Consider the following 17,151-nt stretch of genomic DNA (forward strand, 5'->3'; position numbering starts at 1 on the left):
ACCTAGTCCGGGTGGCGGAATGGCAGACGCGCTAGCTTGAGGTGCTAGTGCCCTTTATCGGGCGTGGGGGTTCAAGTCCCCCCTCGGACACCAGCTGAGACCCCACTTCACGTGGGGTTTTCTGCTTTTCTGGGGTGTGGCGTGACCAACCACGTGACCAACAGCCCAGAGAGTTGCTTGGTCAGACCAGGGATGACAGGCCGAGTCAGCCCGCTCTGGAGGCGGCGAGCTTCCGCGCCCCGCCCTTACGTGAGTGCCCGTAGCGGGCCATCGTGTAGCCCGGCGAGTGGTGCCGGACGTTCGCGGAGACCTCTACGGGGTTCTCCCCGGCCTCCAGATCGTTCGTGACCTTGCTGTGCCGCCAGTCGTGGATACGGAAGTCCTCGGGCAGCTTCAGCCGTGTTCGAAGCGTCCTGCACCGCGCTGAGACCTTCTCAGGGTCCTGGGGTCCTCCCGCTTCGCCCCGGTAGAGCTTGAAGCCGTCACGGGCGCCAGGTCATGGGGCTTCGACATGTCTGGAGCCAGTGGCTGAGCCTCCATCGCTGCCCTTGAAGCTCAGTGCTCACCCTGCGCCAGATCTTAGGGAGGGTCCGCCAAACGGAGCCCAGCGGGTGCAGGCGGGGGAGGTATGCGCGAGGAATGAGTGGAGGGGGTCCGAACCCGGAAAAGGAGCACCATGCGTATCCGTACCAGCCTGGCTACCGTCGCCCTGGCAACGGCCAGCTTTGTGGCGGCTGTCGCCGCCCCTACGCCTGCGATGGCCGCCTCGGTGAGCGAGCCGTGCGATCCCCTCGCCGTCCTGGTGATCGCTGACTCCCCCGCAGAAGTGGCAGATGACCTATCTGCTCAGCTGCAGTGTGACTAGGTACCTTCGGGGTTCGACGGCTTCCGGGACAACGGCCTGTCTATGTTGCCGCAACGTTCACACAAAGCGCGTGCGCCTGGTGCATTAGGCGCACGCGTGCATTCAAGGCAGGTCGAAGTCGTGCACGCGACATAGCGCGCTCAGCCTCTCGAATTGCTCTCCACGGCCTATGGGGGGCGAGCCTGCCCATGTCTCAGGCCCGCCACTACCCACTCGGACAGCGATTCGTCCGTGAAGTCGGTGACGGAAGACCATCGGACTAGGTGTCTTTCCACGATTCGGTGACACCGAGAGCAAGGGTTTTTACCTTGGCGCCGGACCTGAGGCTCAAATGGGGGGGGGGTGGCTTACATTCTTTACCTTTCAGGTAGCGATCTCGCCCGCCAATGCACATTCGCCCTAAAATCTCGATAATTTGATACCCGTACACGGTGAAAGGAAGGCACCCCTGGGGGGTCATATTCGAATCATCTAAGGCGTTACCCCATCTATGTATTCATGAGAGTAATGATTCAGTTATCTGTACGTTACTGTTTCGTGATTCGAGAGCGGCAGGGTTGATCTTGCGCCACAGCGACATGAGCGGATGGCCGTCAGAGCAACGCTCCGGCTGCGCAACGACTTAACTCCGACCGACCCGAATCAAAGGATTGCCGCGCTATGCGTAAGACAGTGCTCATGCCCGTGGAAAAGGTTCTTTGTGATGCCCACATAGCGCGTGAGGGTTCCGAGGAAGACCCGACGGACACACTGACGCTGGGGCGCCATTCGTGGGACCTGTGCCTGGAACACAACGTCGTCTTTGGCCGCTATCTCGTGGATGCGTTGGGGGTGCCATCGGAGGGAGTGGTGGCGGAACCCGATCCTGCACCGGCTGATGAGCCTGCCCCTGTCGTGGTTGAGCCTGAGCCTGTGGCCGTCGTGGCGACGGATGCCGAGGCAGAGCACGATGAGGACGACGCGAGCGACGAAGCGAACGAGTCTGAGCCTGTGCGGTCCGTGATGCTGGCCGCTGAAGTGCCGGGCTATGACTGGGAGTCGGCCCGTGCGGCGTTGCGCAACATGGGCTACGAGGTGGTGGGCCGCGCTGATGAGTCCACACTGCTACTGGTCTTGGGTGAGGGTGGCGAGCGCAACGGTACGAAGCTGAGGGACGCCGCCGAGCGTGGCATTCCGTGCATGGACGTACGGGAGCGTGGCCGTTTCAAGTCGGCTGTACTAGCTGGTGAGTTGATCGGTGGTGACCCGCTTCCGGAGCCTGCCAAGGTTGGTCCCAGGATCATGTCCGAGCGTGAGCGCAACAAGGGTGTACGCCAGTGGGCCATAGCTCAGGGCTACACCGTGCCCGCGCGTGGGCGGCTCCCGATGCATGTGAAGCACGCATACGACCTGGCGCACAGGGATGTGTCGGAGGGAAAAGCGGTAGCGGCCTGAACGCCGCGCCCCTGGTGGCGGCTGCCGTGTGCGGCCGCCACCCCGGGCCCCGTGACCTCGGCGTGTGGAAGAACGCGAAGGGATACGGGGCCGAGTCGAAGCCGTCCAAGGGGGACTGCACCCCCGGTTCGTGGGTCACCTGGACCACGCCCCGTGGTGTGGACAGGTCGGGGGTCGTCAGTAGTGATCCATTGTCCGTGGCCGCCGCAAGGCGCCACGTGCCCATGGGCAAGGGGACCCGATGCACCGCCGTGATCATCCCGGCGGACGGGGGCGGCGTGCTGCCCCTGTTGCGGAAGACAGCCAAGGAACCCAACTTCCGGACAAAGGACGGTGGCCGTTGGCGGTCCGTCGTCGCCCGTCATCGAAGCAACTCCCAGGAAGCGAAAGCAGCATGAGCACCCCCGATTTCCGCACCATGACCACGGGCCGACTCCGGTCGGTCGTGGCTTCGCTGGCTCCCCATGTGGAGTGGTCCCCGGTCGGGTTGCTCGGTGGTCTTTTGTGCGTGTTCTCCGCGATGCTGCCGCAGACCCGCGTCCAGCGCGGTTCCGGCTCGATGCCGCTCATGCTTCACGTGCTGCTGTGCGGCGGCACCGGTGAGGGCAAAGGCCAGTCCTGGGGCGTCGCTTCGGCAGTGGCCAGGGACGCGAACAGCACGTTCATGGCCGGGCGCGTCATCAACGGCGTGGTCTGCGGAGCAGGGCTCATCCAGGCTGTGGCCGCCCGCGACGGACAAGCGCTCATCGTCGATACCGAGTACGCCCGTGTGCTGCGGGCGGGGCGTCGCCAAGCGAACCTGTCTCAGGTGCTGCGTTATCTGTGGGACGGGGCCACGGTCGCCACGTCCAGGGCTAAGGAACCGGTACAGGTCGATGACCCCCGTGTGTCGATCATGGGTCACATCACTCCCGAAGAGTTCCGGGCCACCATGAGCGCCACCGAATGCGACGGCGGAAGCTACAACCGTCTGCTGTTCCTGCCTGTAACGCAGGTCCGTTGGCTGAGCGAGCGTGACCAGATGCGCGCTCACCTGATCCCGGAGGCTGGGGAGGCTATGGCCCGCGCCGTCCGCCACGGCCAGCGCGCCGAACTGGTCACCCTCGCCGAGGATGCTTACGACACCGCCGACATCATCCGGCGTGACCTGCTGAACAAGGCCCGGGAGTCCGAGGGACTGGAGGCGTTTGCCGCACGCTGCAACGAACAGGTACGCCGCCTCGCGGCCCTGTACGCCCTGTTCGACCTACGCTCCCAGGTCACCCCGGAGGATCTGGAAGCCGCTGCAGCGCTGGTCACCTACGCCATGGAATCGGTCGAAGAGATCACCGGCGGCACGGACACCGGCAAGGGGAACCGCCAACCACGCTGCCTCACGGAGAAAGTGCGGGCCCGAATCGAACTGCACGGGGGTGCGGCCACCTCCTCGCAGATCCTCCCCTACGTGGGAGCGACCGCCGAAGAGGTCAAGGCACTGCCCGATGTGGTGGTGACCGTGGAACGGTCGGGGAAGACGGGCCGAGCGGCGACCGTTTTCACACTGCGCGGTGACAGCCCCCTTCAGCCCCAGGAACCGTCATCCGGGTCTGCCGCGCGATCGGGTGTCATCTGAACTGGCTTGCCCTGTGGGGCGGGTGGGAAGGATGTCGCTGTGCCCAGGCCTTATCCGGAAGAGTTCCGCCAGGACGTCGTGCGGGTCGCGAGGAACCGCGGCCCGGGCGTGACGGTGGAACAGGTGGCCACCGACTTCGGGGTCCACGCGATGACACTGTGGAAGTGGATGCGCCGGGCGGACACCGACGATGGGACCAGGCCCGGAACAAGTAGCCAGGAGAGCGCGGAACTGCGGGAAGCACGTCGGCGGATCAAGCTGCTGGAGCAGGAGAACGAAGTCCTGCGGCGGGCCGCGGCCTACCTGTCGCAGGCACCCCGGCCGGGAAAAGGATCTACCCGCTCTTGAAAGAGCTGGTCGGCGACGGGGTGCCCGTCACGGTGACGTGCCGCGTGCTGAAGCTCGCCCGCCAGCCCTACTACCGCTGGCTGGAACGACCGGTGACCGAGGCCGAGCTCGAGCGGGCCGGCCGGCCGCGCGAACGCACTGTTCGACGCACACCGCGACGATCCGGAGTTCGGCTACCGCTTCCTGGCCGACGGGGCCCGCAGCGCGGGATCGCGCATGGCGGACCGGACCGCGTGGCGGATCTGCCGCGACAACAACTGGTGGAGCGTCTTCGGCAAGAAGCGCAGCCGAAAAGAAGGCCGGCCCGCGGGTGCACGACGACCTCGTCCGCCGCGACTTCAGCGCGACCGGACCGAACCAGCTGTGGCTCACCGATATCACCGAACACGCCGCGACTGAGGGCAAGTTGTATCTCTGCGCGATCAAGGACGTCTTCAGCAAGAGGATCGTCGGCTACCCGATCGACACGCGGATGAAGTCCCACCTGGCCGTCACAGCCCTGCACAATGCGGTTGCCCGGCGTGGAGCGTCGCCGGGTGCATCCTGCACTGCGATCGCGGATCGCAGTTCCGGTCACGGAAATTCGTCCGGGTGCTCGGCCATCACCAAATGGTCGGCTCGATAGGGCGGGTCGGTGCGGCGAGCGACAACGCGGCCATGGAGTCCTTCTTCAGCCTCCTGCAAAAGAACGTCCTCGACCGCCGGACATGGGCCACCTGCCAGGAAATACGGATCGCGATCGTGACCTGGATCGAGCGGACCTACCAACGACGCCGCAGACAAGCCTCGCTTGGCCGGCTGACCCCCGTCGAATACGAAACCGTCATGACCGCACCGGCCGCCCAAGCCGCGTGACCACACCTGTCACCCAAAGCTGCAAGAGACCCATCCCTTCCGCTACCGTCACGGCGATATCGGGGACAGGAGACCGACCAGTTACACGGTTTCAATGGCTGACGTCCGTGACCCGATGAGCTCATGCAGCTTTACGCGGGTCTCGGCGTCGGTGGAATAGATCACCGTGCCGACCATGCCGCGAGTCAGGAGCACCTTGTACGTGTTGAGGATCAGCCGCCGTACGTCCTCGTCCGAGTTGATCCTCCTGAAGACAGGGTCCTTGGATGCCGCACGGTCGACGATCCATCTCTCATCCCGCCACAGCAGATCCGGCCCGACGATCACGCCGCTCCAGTCGTACTCGAAGCCCTGCGCCGTGTAGATGCCTCCGATCTGGTCGAAGCCAGCCGGGTCGGTGGCCCACAGGGCGGAAGGTGGGGCTCCCATCACGGACCGATCACCCTTGAGGTTCCAGGGGCGTGCCCAGTCACCGATCACTACATCCTTTGGCAGTGGCTCCCCGGGCTTGGCGTACGACCAGGGCCAGCAGAAGCCAGCTGTCATGCGCGCGCTGTAGCCGTCGGATCGCTGCTGGTCGAGAAACGCTTCCAACTCCTGGGGAGAGTCGGCGGTTCGGAGTTCCATCAGTCCGTCAGGCTCCCAGCCTGTTGGTCCGCATTCCGGCGGGTCGAGCAGTTGCGTCACCCAACGCAGATATGCATCACTTCCGCTGCTCCGGAAGTTGCCGTCCAAGGACACGATCCGACAACCGAGCCCCTTGGCCTCGGCAGCTGTCCGGATCATGTCGACCGTTCCCAGCTCACCAGGACGTACGATCTGGTACTCGTCGAGTAGGAAGACGGGAACCCGTGCCGCATCGATCAGCTCCTCCACTTGCCGCCTTCCGGTGCGATGAGAAGCCGGGGTGTAGCGGGTGGCGGAGGTCTCGCGGATGCGGTGCGCTTCGTCGCAGATCAGAACGTCGACACTGTTTCGCTCGGCGGAGATGAAGCTGTTGAAGTATGTGAAGAGCCTCTGCACTTCGCGGCTACGTGCGCCAGCGAGCTTACGCATAGTTGTTGTGAACGAAGCCGAGCCTGTGGCATGCAGCGCTGTGAAGCCACGCCGATGGAACTCGCCGAGGAGAGCCAGCCCGATCGCGCTCTTGCCGGACCCGGGCCCGCCAGTGACAATCACTACCTCTTTGTCTTCCGAACCCTGTGCCCTGCGGACCGCGCGAAGTACCTGTTCGTATGCGACGCGCTGCTCATCGAGGAGCACAAACTGCTGTCGCTCGCGGACCTCATCAGCGGCCACTGCCATGAGCAGCTTCGACGGGCCGATCTTCCCAGTGAGTAGTTCGGCGGCGGCAGCGGCCCCGGACTTGGGTGCCAGTCGCTCCTTCAGGTACTCAACGAACTCGCCACGACGCTCTCCGCTGAACAGCCGCCCGTGTGCACTCTGTCCCTCCTCGTGAAGCCCGGAAATGCCGAACTCAGTCGCGTTGAACAGGTAGGCGACACCAGTGATCCGCTCCGGGTGTTCGGCGAGCGCTCCGTTGAAGGAAACCAGGTAATCGCTGTATTGGCGGACCTGCTCGATCGGATTGAGCACAGGCCGTGGACGCGCATCGACCCGGCACAGCAGCGGGTCCCCGGGCTCCGGCTCCGCGCTGCTCCACTGCTTCAGTTCGATGACGACGTACGAGGGCTGTCCGGTGTCTGGGTGCACGCCGGCGAGTACCACGTCCGCGCGCTTAGATGTGAGCGGGAGCCCGTACTCGATCATCATGTCGATCTCAACGAGCCCGGCTTCCAAAAGCACACTGATCAGCACCGGGATGCTCCGCTCCCAGAAGCGCACAAGGGATACGGCGGGCGGGTGGCCGTGCAGCTGGACGTGCTGCTCGCGTAGATGAAGGTACAGCGAACCGTCGCGGGCTTGCGCGGCGACTTCGCGTGCCGGTGCATGGAACAGCAAGGAATGCCCCCAGGCGGCGTTCAATGGCTTGGGTAAGTTCGGAAGACCTTCTGATCTTCCATCCTGGCAGAGCGTGAGCCCGGACGAGACTTTCGGCAATGCTGCTCAACTTTATCTCCCCTGGTACTTCGTGCTGAAAGCGCCTGTCGGAGTACGCGTCGGTAGAGCGCACTCCGGCAGGCGACAGGGGGGAGAGGCTGTGAAGGGCCACTACTTCCGCTGCCACCACGATGCCAGGAGGTGTCGGAATACCTTGGCGAGTTCGCGGATGATTTGGGGACGGTCGGCGGAGCGGCTGTCGCGCAGCGCCGCATTGACGATCCGGCATGCGGTGACACAGATTGCCACGCAGCAAGTAATCAGCGTGAAGGCGGAGACGGCAGCTGCGATGAAGACGGGGTCGGAGAACAAGGCAGTCCTTTCGGCGCTGCGCCGAACCGTGGTGGGCTACATGGCCCAGGCTCGTCACAGCCCGTCGGTGGGCGGTCTGAGCGTTAGACCGTGTGGTCGGAACTGGCCGACGACGCCGTGGAGACTGCCGCGTCCCAGCGTGCTGTGTGGTGCGGCACGGGGAAATCCATCGCTACTGAACGACAGTTGAACGCATGGAAAGGCATGGAGAAGCTCCGGTGGCTGTTGAGGACGTGTCTGCAGGAGCAGAAGTCCGGTGTTTGCCAGATGAGGCTGGATCATACAGCACAACAGCCCCTAAGCGACGGCAAGTTGGGCTAGGCAGGGCTGGCTGGCCCGTGCCAGGGTCGTCTGTAACAGCCTCGCTGTGCGTCACGAGGGTGCCCGCGATCCGCCCAGCGTGACGCTGTCCGGATCGGCGCGGCTACAGCCCGGCCCACCCTGCCCTCGATAGATCACCCCGCAACCGCTTTCGCGTGAATCGATCCGCCAACGTCGTCGCTTGCTCCACGGGCAGCCCCCTAACTTGATCTTTAAGCGACGCGTATTCCAGTTTGGAGAGCCTTCGTGGTCACTTTCGGGTGGCGAGGCCAGTGTTCGTGGTCCGTCCTCGGGCGGATAGGTTCATCGTGGGAGTTCCTGCCCGAGCTCAAGGCTCAGCACAAGCGCACGCTGACGCTCATCGACAACGCCACAGGCTGTGGCCATCAACGGGTGGCCGAGATGAACGAGCAGGTCGCGGCCAACCTCGACCGGGTGATCACTGAACTCGAAGCCGACGGCACGCAGGGGGCCGCCGATGCGGGCTGACAACTCCCCGCACAGCGTGGTTGCGGCCTGCCGCCGAGCTGCGGCGACCAGGGAACGAGCCATCGCTGCCCTGGACACATGGATGCCGCCGGGCTACCAGTCTCCTTCGACGTCGCCCGCGAGGTAGGCGTTTCGCGGTCCTGGCTCTACATCCAGTCTGGCCTTCGCACCGGGATCCAATGCCTGCGCGAGAGGCATGGATCATTAACCACCTCCGTAGCCCTCACCCGCGCCGTCGAACGTAAGGCTTTGATCGCCGTCGCCGCGGAGTCGTCCAAGTGTCATGGGTGCGCGATGCCTGCCGGGATCGATCACCCATGACCGCCGGACTCTGCAGAGGTTTGGCCCGTGCAGCCCTTGACCCATCATCAGCGCACCTGATGCGCTATGACGATTGGGCAGTCGATCTCGGGGGCTTTCTACGTGTCCAAACTAGGTGGGTGCGCACCGTTCCGGTTCGACGACGGGGGAGGGAGGGCGGTGCATGGCCCCGCCGGCCTGACGTTCGACCTGAAGGGCAAAACGCCAGCGGGAATTTCGGGGTTCAGCGTCAGGGTCGGGTACCCAAAGCGCCTGCCACATCCACCCCGTGCCACTTGTGACTATCTGAACACTGATCCGGGAGCGGTCGCGGAGCGGTTCACGCGCCTTGGGGTGGTGAGCTCATGAGACCACGACGGGCAATCCTGGTCGTCGCCCTCGCAAGTGGTGGGGCTCTGGTGACCATGTTGGTTGGGCTGGTCACGAACGCGGTGTCGGCGCAGGCGCATTGGCCTGGCGTGCTCGGCGTGGTGCAGCAGCATGGATGGCTGTCACTGGGAGTGCTGGGGGCGGTGCTGATTGGGCTGACGGCACTGCTCGCGGTCCTTTCTGACGGCGGTGCGCCTGACGGTGCGCCGAACCCGCTCGTCCGCCCGGATGACGGGGTGGAGCCGCCGGGGGCCGCTTTGGTACTGCGGGCTCTGCCGAGAGACACGGCCGCGTTCACTGACCGGTCTGCGGAGCTTGAGCGGTTGACTGACCTGGTAGAGACTTCTCAGCGCAGCGGGGAGTCGCTGCCGGTTCACGTGGTCGACGGCATGCCGGGCGTTGGGAAGACTGCCTTCGTTGTGCACGCCGGGCACGCGTTGGCGGAGCGGTTTCCGGACGGCCAGCTCTTCGTGAACCTGAACGGGCACACTCCGGGCCGAACTCCGGTGCAGGCCACCGAGGCGCTGGCCTCCCTGCTGACGGCTACCGGGGTGCCCACGCAGCGGATACCCGTCGGCGACGACGTGGGCGCGGTCATCGAGGCGCGTGCCGGGATGTGGCGCAGTCGCCTTGTCGGCAAGAAGGCATTGCTCATCCTCGACAACGCAGCCAGTTATGGACAGTTGGAACCGCTCCTCCCCGCCGGTGGCGGCTGCCTCGTACTCGTGACCAGTCGCAAGCGGCTGGCCGTGCACGACGAGGTGGTGTTGGCGGTCGAGGCTCTGCCGTCTGACCATGCCATGGCCCTGTTCACACAGCTCAGCGGGCGGCCCCCGGAGAGCCTTGACCGGGCCGTACTGGAAGACCTGGTCCGGTTGTGCGGCTCGTTGCCGCTGGGCGTTTCTCTGCTGGCGGCCCGGCTGCGGCACCACCCGGCCTGGAGCGCCGAAGACCTGCGTGACCGGTTGTCGGCCGCACAGGGGCGACTGGGAGAGATGCGTGCCGGTGAGCGTGCAGTGGCGGCGGCGTTCGATCTCTCCTACGCGGACCTTCCAGCGGAGCGACAGCGGTTCTTCCGCCGGCTGGGCTTCTATCCGGGCACGGATATCGACGCCTACGTCGGCGCTGCGCTTGACTCGATATCAGTGGCGGAGGCGCGCCGGCACTTCGACGCGCTCTACGAGGATCATCTGATCGACGAGAACCCGGGGAGCCGGTACCGCCTCCATGACCTGCTCCGTGACTATGCCCGCAGCCTCGCTGACGAGGGGGACAGTATGGACCGAGTTCAGGCAGTTCAGCGGGTGTGCACGTACTACCTGGCCGCTCTGGGCAGCGCGAACCGGCATCTCGTTCGGGCCGGAGTCGTTCCCCGGTCTGGGTCTGACCCTGAGGTGCCACCGAGTGTGCAGGTCCCGGACGTGGGAACGCGGGAGGCTGCTCTGGGCTGGTTGGAGAACGAGCGCCCGAATGTATTGGCTTGTATCGAGCAGGCGAGCAGTTTGGCGCTGCATGGTGTGGTCGTCCGGCTGGCCGGGGCCATGGCCCCCTTCTTGCGGCAGGCGGGACCGTGGGATCAAGCCGTCAGCCTCCACCGCGCTGCTGCCGACGCGGCCCAACGCACTGGGGACGAGCGGGCCTTGGCTGATGCGTTGGCTGAACTCGGTGTCATCCGAAGGTTCATGGCGGACTATGCAAAGGCGGCTGAGGCGCTGAACGAGGCAGTGTCGCACTACAACGCAGTCGGCGATCTACGCGGGAAGGCCAACGCGCTCAACCAGGTGGGGATCGTCTGCTACCTGACAGCAGACAACGAAGCATCCGCCCAAGCGCAGACAGAAGCCCTGGCGATCTATCGAGACCTGGGAGACCGGCTCGGGCAGGCCAACGCTCTGGCGGATCTCGGCATGGTGCGCCGCCAGACCAGCAAGTTCGACGAGGCCGTCGCGACACAGTCGGAGGCATTGTCCATCTACCGAGAGCTGACTGATCGGTATGGGGAGGCGAACTCGCTGCGTGACCTTGGTGTTGTCCACTGCTTGATGGGCGAGTACGACCTGGCTGCTCAGCGGCATAGCGAGGCGTACGAAATCTATCGGGAGCTCAACGACCGGGTCCACCAGGCCTATGCACTCAATGAGCTCGGTGTGGTGCGTCGGCTGACTGGCGATCTGGCCGGTTCGCGGGAAGCGCACACGCATGCGCTCGAGAACTTCACGGACCTCGGCGACCAGTTCGGCCGGGCGAACAGCATCCGGCACCTGGGAGTCCTGGAGCGGCTGGCCGGGCAGCCGGCGGAGGCGATGCGCGCGCAGGAAGAAGCGCTTGGCCTCTATCGCAGCCTGGGAGGCCGGGGCGGCGAGGCCGCCGCATTGAGCGAACTGGGCGCGGCTCGAGGAGCCGCAGGAGACAGGGTGGGTGCCATGGACGCGTTCGGACAGTGCCTGGCGATTCTGCGTGAACTGGGTGATCGGTGCGGGGAAGCAGAGGTGCTGAACCATCAGGCACTGTTGCTGTGCACCTCCGGCGAAACGGCTGAAGCCCACGAGCGCTTCAGTCGAGCACTGGGCCTAGCTCGGGACATCAAGTGCCCGCTTGAGGAAGCTCGGGCACTGGAGGGAATCGGCCGCTGTGAGCTGGCGGCAGGCGCAGACGGCCTCGCGGGGGAATCGCTGCGCGAAGCACTGGGCATATATGGACGCTTGGGCTCAACCGGGGCAGTTGATGAGGTCGAGCGTCTGCTGGCCACACAGGCGCGGTAGTCAGCCCCTCTCGTGAGCGCTCGGAGGTCTTGGCCGCGGCCATGCCAACAGCAAGGTCGCGTGGCTGAATTTGGTATGCCGGTGTGCTCTGCCCACTGCTACGTTGCCAGCTGATCAGTCAGCCCCAACTGCCTTTGTACCGCGCTGTTTTATGATCCTTCCCGTCGCTGGCGCACACCACGAGGAGCGTTGCATGCCGTCACCCACGACTGTTCCCACGCTGTCCACCGCCGAGGCCATGGAAGTGCCGTCCGGCAACGTGGTCCTGGACCGGGTCGCCGCCCGAGTCCACCAGCGCCTGGCGGCTGAACAGGCCGCCTCGAACAAGGTCGGCGAAGGCGCACACATGGCCTCGATCATCTGGCCCTTTCCTGTCTGACTGTTCTCGCTAAATGACGCCGCCCCATACGCCCTTCCGGTCATTCATCCTCAAGGTCGCGAACCGCTGCAACATCAACTGCGACTACTGCTACGTCTTCAACTCGCAAGATCAGGCGTGGCGAACGCTCCCGGCGCGTATGAGCGTGGACGTGGCCCGCGCGGCGGCCCGTAGAATCGCCGAGCACACAACCAAGTACGGCCTGCGGACCGTGCATGTGGTGCTCCACGGCGGCGAGCCGCTGCTCGCTGGCCCTCGGCACCTGGAACACCTCCTCCGCGCGCTCCGAGAGGGAATTCCACCGGATATCGAGGTCCGCTTCGAGCTGCAGACCAACGGCACGCTCCTATCGGTAGCCTGGCTCGATCTCTTTGAGCGGTACGAAGTCTCCGTCGGTGTCAGCCTCGATGGACCGCCCGCCGCGAACGACCGCCACCGCCTGACACATGTCTCCCGCTCCAGCGCGGCTTCGGCTGTCCGAGGCATCGAGCTGCTGCGCAGCCGGCCACATCTGTTCGCCGGGTTGCTCGCCGTCGTGGACCTGGCCAACGACCCGGTAGAGGTCCACGACTACCTGGCATCCTTCGAGCCTCCGACCATCGACTTCGGCCTGCCGCATGGGACACACGACGAACCACCCCATCGCAACGATCCCGCACTCCCCGAATACGGACTCTGGATGAGCCGCGTCTATGACGCCTGGCTCGCTCGCCCCCACTACCGGCACAGCGTCCGGATGCTGGAAGACATCGTGGCCCTCAGCTCCGGCGTGCACAGCGCGGTGGAATCCCTCGGCCTAGCACCGCCGACCAGCGTCGTGATCGAGTCCGACGGCTCGATCGAGGGCGTGGACACCCTGCGCTCCGTGGAGGAGGGCGCCTCCTGGCTCGGACTCGATGTCTACAACGAGTCCCTTGACGAAGCCATTCACCACCCCAAACTCCTGCACCGGCAGCATGGCAAGAGCGCACTGGCCGAACAGTGCCAGAGCTGTCCGCTGGTGGAAGTGTGCGGAGGCGGCTACCTCCCGCACCGCTTCAGCGCGGCTCGTGGATACCGCAACCCTTCCGTCTACTGCGCAGACCTGGAGTACCTCATACAGCACATTCAGGACTCGCTCCGGCACCACGATTGGAAGCTGGGCGCACCGACCCCCTGATTCCCTTGGCCGACAGCGAGTCCCTCGGCGCTGCGAGGATGGGGGAGACCTCAGTGGTGCGTGCGAACGACGAACAACAGGAGACGCCGATGAGCGTGACGATCCGACCCGCCGAGAAAAGCGATGTCCGGGCCGTGGCCCAACTGATCGAAGAGATCGAGCGATTCTACGGTTCGACGGAGATCCAGCCCTTCGACGAGCGACAGGCGCAGGTGGAGGAGGCCCTGTTCGGGGCTCCGCCGCTGGCCTCCGCACTACTGGTAGAGGACGAGGCGGGCGACATCGTCGGGATTGCGGCCTATTCCTACCTCTGGCCGTCGGCAGGGTCGACCCACTCGCTCTACCTCAAAGAGCTCTACGTCCGCGACACCCTCCGTCGGCAGGGCATCGGCGCCCGCCTCATGAACGAGATCCGCTCCATCGCGGACGCCCGCCCGGGATGCAGCCGCGTCGAGTGGACCACAGACCGCGACAACCCCGCCGCTCGCTCCTTCTACCAAGACCTTGGGTTCGCAGAGTTCGACGGCAAGATCGTCTACCGAGTCAACAGCAGTACCGCCTAAAGCCCTGCGCCCGCCAGAAGGTCTCCCGGGGTGTGCCATTGATGCTGGGTGGCGGGGTACCAGACAGCTGGGAACGGCGGTGGGTTGCGGTTCTCCGGCACGCAGGTGCTGATTGAGGCAGTGCTTTCCCGCTGAGGCTCTTCCTGGGACGGCATTGGTGCGAAGCGGGATCCGTCTGATGCCGTGCCGTTGCAGACGCTGAGCGTGCCGGATGCCCGGGGGATCTGAGGTGTGGCGTTCATGCCAGAGTTGGCGGCATGACGGTTGAGGAGCTGATGGGCCTGCTGGCTTCGGTGCGCCGAGCGCAGATCGGCAGTCGCCGTGCGCCACACAAGCCGCTGCTTCTGCTGTGGCTGCTCGGCCGGTTCTCGGCGACGGGCAGCTCCGTGGTCTCGTACGAGGAAACCGAGGCCCCAGTCAGCCGTCTGATCAACGACTTCGGGCCGACGATGATCGACCCCAGGCGGGCGCGGGAGCGGGCCGCCATGCCGTTCGTCCATCTTGAGCGGGACCTCTGGGACGTGCGGGACGGGGACGGCGAGCCCCTTGCCCCCGACACCCAGGAGCGCGGCAGTCTGCTGCGCAGACTCGGTGCTCACGGCCGCCTGCATCCCCGTATTGAGCAGCTCTTGACCGACCCGGCGACGCTGGCGGCCGCGGCCCGGCTCCTTCTGGACCAGCACTTCACCCCTGCGCTGGAAGGCCCCATTTGCGCGGAGGTCGGCCTCGACCTGATCGCGACCGAAGAAGCCGCCCACGCACCGACGGCCCAGAAGAAGCGAGCAGCGCGTCGCGCGGGGTTCGCCGAGGAGGTGCTGCACGCGTACGCCTTCGCGTGTGCGATGTGCGGCTTCGACGGCGCGCTCGGACGTAACCCCGTCGGAATCGAAGCGGCCCACGTCCGCTGGCACAGTCAGGACGGCCCGGACGAGGTGCACAACGGGCTGGCCCTGTGCGCCCTGCACCACACCCTCTTCGACCTTGGCGTGCTCGGCCTCACCACCAGCCTGAGTATCCAGGTGTCGCAGCAGTACGTAGCCCGCAGCCCCGCCGGGCAAGCCATAGACGCCCTCCACAACCGTCCCCTGGCCTCCCCGCGCCCCGGACGCCCGTCCCTGGACCCGGACTTCGTCATCTGGCACGGCCGACAGGTCTTCAAGCGGCCCGCCCAGCTGACCTCGTAACCCCGAGGGGCAGCGGGGTGCCCACGGTCGTATGCGCCTTCACCTACAGGGTCCGGATCAGGGGCGGCTGGGGGAGAGAGCAGCCTGATGGGCGAGTGGTGAATTGAAATATTGATCGAAGCCAGCTGCTCGCGGACGGTTACGCGGGCGGGCGAAGGCATGCCGCGCGCCGAGGTCCGGCTGGTGGTCCCGGTCAAGGCTGGCCCGTTCTGATCGCTCATTGCGATGACGCGACTGCGAACTGTCACTACCGATGGCTAGAGTTGCAGGTGAGGCTTTGGCTGTACGGGGAGGGTGATTTGCCACCAGACGGGGGTGGGGCGGTGTCGGAGGCGCCGTCTTGGCCGTTCAGCGCGCTCGCTGCGGCGCAGGCGGCCGCGGGTGACGTGGTCACCGAGCTGACGTCGTTCACCAAGTTCCAGCAGCGTGTCGATGAGCTGATCCGGAACCTCAAGGGTTCTCCGGCCGGCCCGGGTGAGGTCGGCCAAGAGCGGCTTGCGCGGGACCAGTTCGGGGGTGGAGGAGGCGCGTTCGCCGAGGCATCGGGCCTGTTCACCTCGTACGAGACGGTGATCGCCGAGTTGGAGAGCCTGTCCTCGCTGCTGTCGGATTCCATCGAGGGCATGGGCATCGCTGTCCTGGCTTCCCACAAGGGTTACCAGAACATCGACGCCGAGGTCCGCGCGCGGATGGCGGCGATCAGTGTGGAGACCAAGAAGCATTACGGGGGCGAGTACGAGCCGGGGCGGGCCGAGCCGGAGACCGGTCCGGGCAGCGGTACGAGCCGGCAGGCCGAGCCGGGCCGGTCCTCGTCGGGCGGCGATGCCGGAGGGACGATCTGATGGGGGGCAGGGGGAACGGCGGCGGCACGCCGTTCGAGGGCATGAGTCACGAGGCCATGCTCGCCTGGCTGGACCACGCGAACAGCGGCACCGTGCAGGGAGCCGCCGACCGGCTCGCGGAAGCGGCCAAGGAGATCCGGAAGATCGCGGACGAGCTGAAGGTCCGTCCCCAGTGGGTGGAGTGGAAGGGCGCGGGCGCGGACGCCTTCCGTACCTGGAGCGCGGACCTGGCCAACGCCACGCTGCGGCTCGGTGACTTCAGCGAGGGGTCGGCCACGTGGCTGGGCCACGCCTCCGACGCGATCGCCTCGGCGCAGGCCGCCATCCCACGCGACAAGGCGGGTGCACAGGCGAACCTGGACGCGGCGCGGGCGGCCCGCAACGACCCGGACGCGGCGGGGGTGAGCCGTAAGTCCGCCGGTGAGCTGGCCGCGTTGGCGGCGGACAGGGAGAAGGTGCGGCAGGAGGCCGTCGCGCAGATGCGGAAGCTGGGGCAGGCGTACGAGCAGTCGGCCACGCAGATGAATGGCTTGGAGCGGCCTCGGTTTCCGCCGCCGCCGGCGGCGATGGCTCCAGGGGCAGGTGATTGGTCCGGCAGTGGCACAACCGAGCCGTCCGGCGGCGGTATGGCTGGGGGTATCTCCTCGCCTGGCCAAACTGCCCCGGGGCGCCCGGCGCAACAAGCTCAGGCCTTCGCTTCCGATGGCCGCGGCACGATGCCGCATTCGGATCTTGCCTCACCTCTGCACCCTGCGTCGGGGGACACTCAACCGCCCGTGAAGTTGGATGTCGCCTCGGTGTCCTCTTTGCCACAGGCGGCACCGTCACCGAGCTCTGTCGGGAATGTGCCGAGCCAGGACGCCTCCAGGGGAGGCGAGTTGTCGACAGTACGGATGCCGCCGCCGGTTTTCGGTGGAGGACTGAGTGTGCCTTCTGGCCCAGCGTCCCCGGGGCGGCCTGCGGCCGGAGAGACTGCTCTGGTGCGGTCTGGACAGCCTGCGTCTGGGCGCGGTCCCGTTCGCATGCCGGACAGCGGCCCCGGTATCACCGGCGGCCGCCCCGTGTCGGGACCCCTTGGACGGCCGAGTGGCAGCATCGCCCGGGGAACCGTCGTGGGTGCAGGGGATGCAGGAGGACACGGAGCCGCAGCGCCTGACACGGCAGCAAGTCCCACCGGGCAGATGGCGGGCCGTCCGCCAGCGGGTTCGGGCCCGATGGGAGCGACGTCGGGCAAGCCAGGTGCAGTTTCCGGCCGCCGTTTGCCGTCCGCGAGCA

The 17,151-nt window shown here is 66.0% G+C and carries 12 protein-coding genes, 1 tRNA gene and 1 pseudogene; 11 read left to right on the plus strand and 3 right to left on the minus strand.

Annotated features, from left to right (window positions below):
- The first annotated feature begins 5 nt into the window (after positions 1–5).
- The 4 genes and pseudogenes from AC07F3_RS01815 (at position 6) to AC07F3_RS01830 (ending at position 5,114) form a co-directional block, all read left to right on the plus strand.
- Positions 6–93: transfer RNA gene (locus tag AC07F3_RS01815), tRNA-Leu, on the plus strand.
- A gap of 1,432 nt (positions 94–1,525) precedes the next feature.
- Positions 1,526–2,299, plus strand: a complete 774-nt coding sequence (locus AC07F3_RS01820) for an Lsr2 family DNA-binding protein (RefSeq protein WP_479109440.1) — start codon at positions 1,526–1,528, stop codon at positions 2,297–2,299.
- A 394-nt stretch (positions 2,300–2,693) separates the two neighbouring features.
- Entirely contained in the window at positions 2,694–3,911 is a 1,218-nt protein-coding gene (locus AC07F3_RS01825) for a DUF3987 domain-containing protein (protein WP_479109442.1), read from the plus strand.
- Positions 3,912–3,950: 39 nt separating this feature from the next.
- Positions 3,951–5,114: pseudogene (locus AC07F3_RS01830) on the plus strand (IS3 family transposase).
- Between the two features lie 81 nt (positions 5,115–5,195).
- On the opposite strand, the gene AC07F3_RS01835 reads toward AC07F3_RS01830, so the two are convergent.
- Together AC07F3_RS01835 and AC07F3_RS01840 are read right to left on the minus strand one after the other, a co-directional pair.
- Positions 5,196–7,076 carry a DNA/RNA helicase domain-containing protein gene (locus tag AC07F3_RS01835; RefSeq protein WP_479109444.1) on the minus strand — a complete coding sequence of 627 codons (1,881 nt, stop codon included), beginning with the start codon at positions 7,074–7,076 and terminating at the stop codon, positions 5,196–5,198.
- Between the two features lie 210 nt (positions 7,077–7,286).
- Positions 7,287–7,487, minus strand: a complete 201-nt coding sequence (locus tag AC07F3_RS01840) for a hypothetical protein (protein ID WP_479109446.1) — start codon at positions 7,485–7,487, stop codon at positions 7,287–7,289.
- Between the two features lie 567 nt (positions 7,488–8,054).
- On the opposite strand from AC07F3_RS01840, the gene AC07F3_RS01845 reads away from it, so the two are divergent.
- The 7 genes from AC07F3_RS01845 to AC07F3_RS01875 all read left to right on the plus strand — a co-directional run bounded on the left by AC07F3_RS01845 (position 8,055) and on the right by AC07F3_RS01875 (position 15,876).
- Positions 8,055–8,297 (plus strand): hypothetical protein, encoded by a 243-nt coding sequence (locus tag AC07F3_RS01845; protein WP_479109448.1) that lies wholly within the window; start codon positions 8,055–8,057, stop codon positions 8,295–8,297.
- 665 nt (positions 8,298–8,962) lie between these two features.
- The gene (haaT, locus tag AC07F3_RS01850; protein ID WP_479109450.1) at positions 8,963–11,749 is read left to right on the plus strand and encodes a cyclophane-containing RiPP biosynthesis TPR protein HaaT; all 2,787 of its coding nucleotides are present in this window, start codon (positions 8,963–8,965) and stop codon (positions 11,747–11,749) included.
- Between the two features lie 193 nt (positions 11,750–11,942).
- Positions 11,943–12,128, plus strand: a complete 186-nt coding sequence (haaA, locus tag AC07F3_RS01855; RefSeq protein ID WP_479109452.1) for a HaaA family cyclophane-containing RiPP peptide — start codon at positions 11,943–11,945, stop codon at positions 12,126–12,128.
- Between the two features lie 13 nt (positions 12,129–12,141).
- Positions 12,142–13,287 carry an FxsB family cyclophane-forming radical SAM/SPASM peptide maturase gene (locus AC07F3_RS01860; protein ID WP_479109454.1) on the plus strand — a complete coding sequence of 382 codons (1,146 nt, stop codon included), beginning with the start codon at positions 12,142–12,144 and terminating at the stop codon, positions 13,285–13,287.
- Between the two features lie 5 nt (positions 13,288–13,292).
- The gene (haaN, locus tag AC07F3_RS01865) at positions 13,293–13,850 is read left to right on the plus strand and encodes a cyclophane-containing RiPP N-acetyltransferase HaaN (RefSeq protein ID WP_479109456.1); all 558 of its coding nucleotides are present in this window, start codon (positions 13,293–13,295) and stop codon (positions 13,848–13,850) included.
- Positions 13,851–14,107: 257 nt separating this feature from the next.
- A complete protein-coding gene (locus AC07F3_RS01870; RefSeq protein ID WP_479109458.1) occupies positions 14,108–15,034 on the plus strand; it encodes a phosphorothioated DNA-binding restriction endonuclease in 927 nt (308 codons plus the stop codon).
- A 323-nt stretch (positions 15,035–15,357) separates the two neighbouring features.
- Positions 15,358–15,876, plus strand: a complete 519-nt coding sequence (locus AC07F3_RS01875; RefSeq protein ID WP_479109460.1) for a hypothetical protein — start codon at positions 15,358–15,360, stop codon at positions 15,874–15,876.
- Positions 15,877–15,922: 46 nt separating this feature from the next.
- On the opposite strand, the gene AC07F3_RS01880 is transcribed toward AC07F3_RS01875, so the two are convergent.
- A complete protein-coding gene (locus AC07F3_RS01880) occupies positions 15,923–16,393 on the minus strand; it encodes a hypothetical protein (protein WP_479109462.1) in 471 nt (156 codons plus the stop codon).
- Positions 16,394–17,151: the final 758 nt, after the last annotated feature.

It is taken from the genome of Streptomyces sp. NPDC045846, assembly GCF_056431605.1.

Coding starts and splice junctions, on each gene's coding strand:
- AC07F3_RS01820 (WP_479109440.1), top strand. CDS start 1,526: ATGCGTAAGACAGTGCTCATGCCCGTGGAAAAGGTTCTTTGTGATGCC.
- AC07F3_RS01825 (WP_479109442.1), top strand. CDS start 2,694: ATGAGCACCCCCGATTTCCGCACCATGACCACGGGCCGACTCCGGTCG.
- haaT (WP_479109450.1), top strand. CDS start 8,963: ATGAGACCACGACGGGCAATCCTGGTCGTCGCCCTCGCAAGTGGTGGG.
- haaA (WP_479109452.1), top strand. CDS start 11,943: ATGCCGTCACCCACGACTGTTCCCACGCTGTCCACCGCCGAGGCCATG.
- AC07F3_RS01860 (WP_479109454.1), top strand. CDS start 12,142: ATGACGCCGCCCCATACGCCCTTCCGGTCATTCATCCTCAAGGTCGCG.
- AC07F3_RS01870 (WP_479109458.1), top strand. CDS start 14,108: ATGACGGTTGAGGAGCTGATGGGCCTGCTGGCTTCGGTGCGCCGAGCG.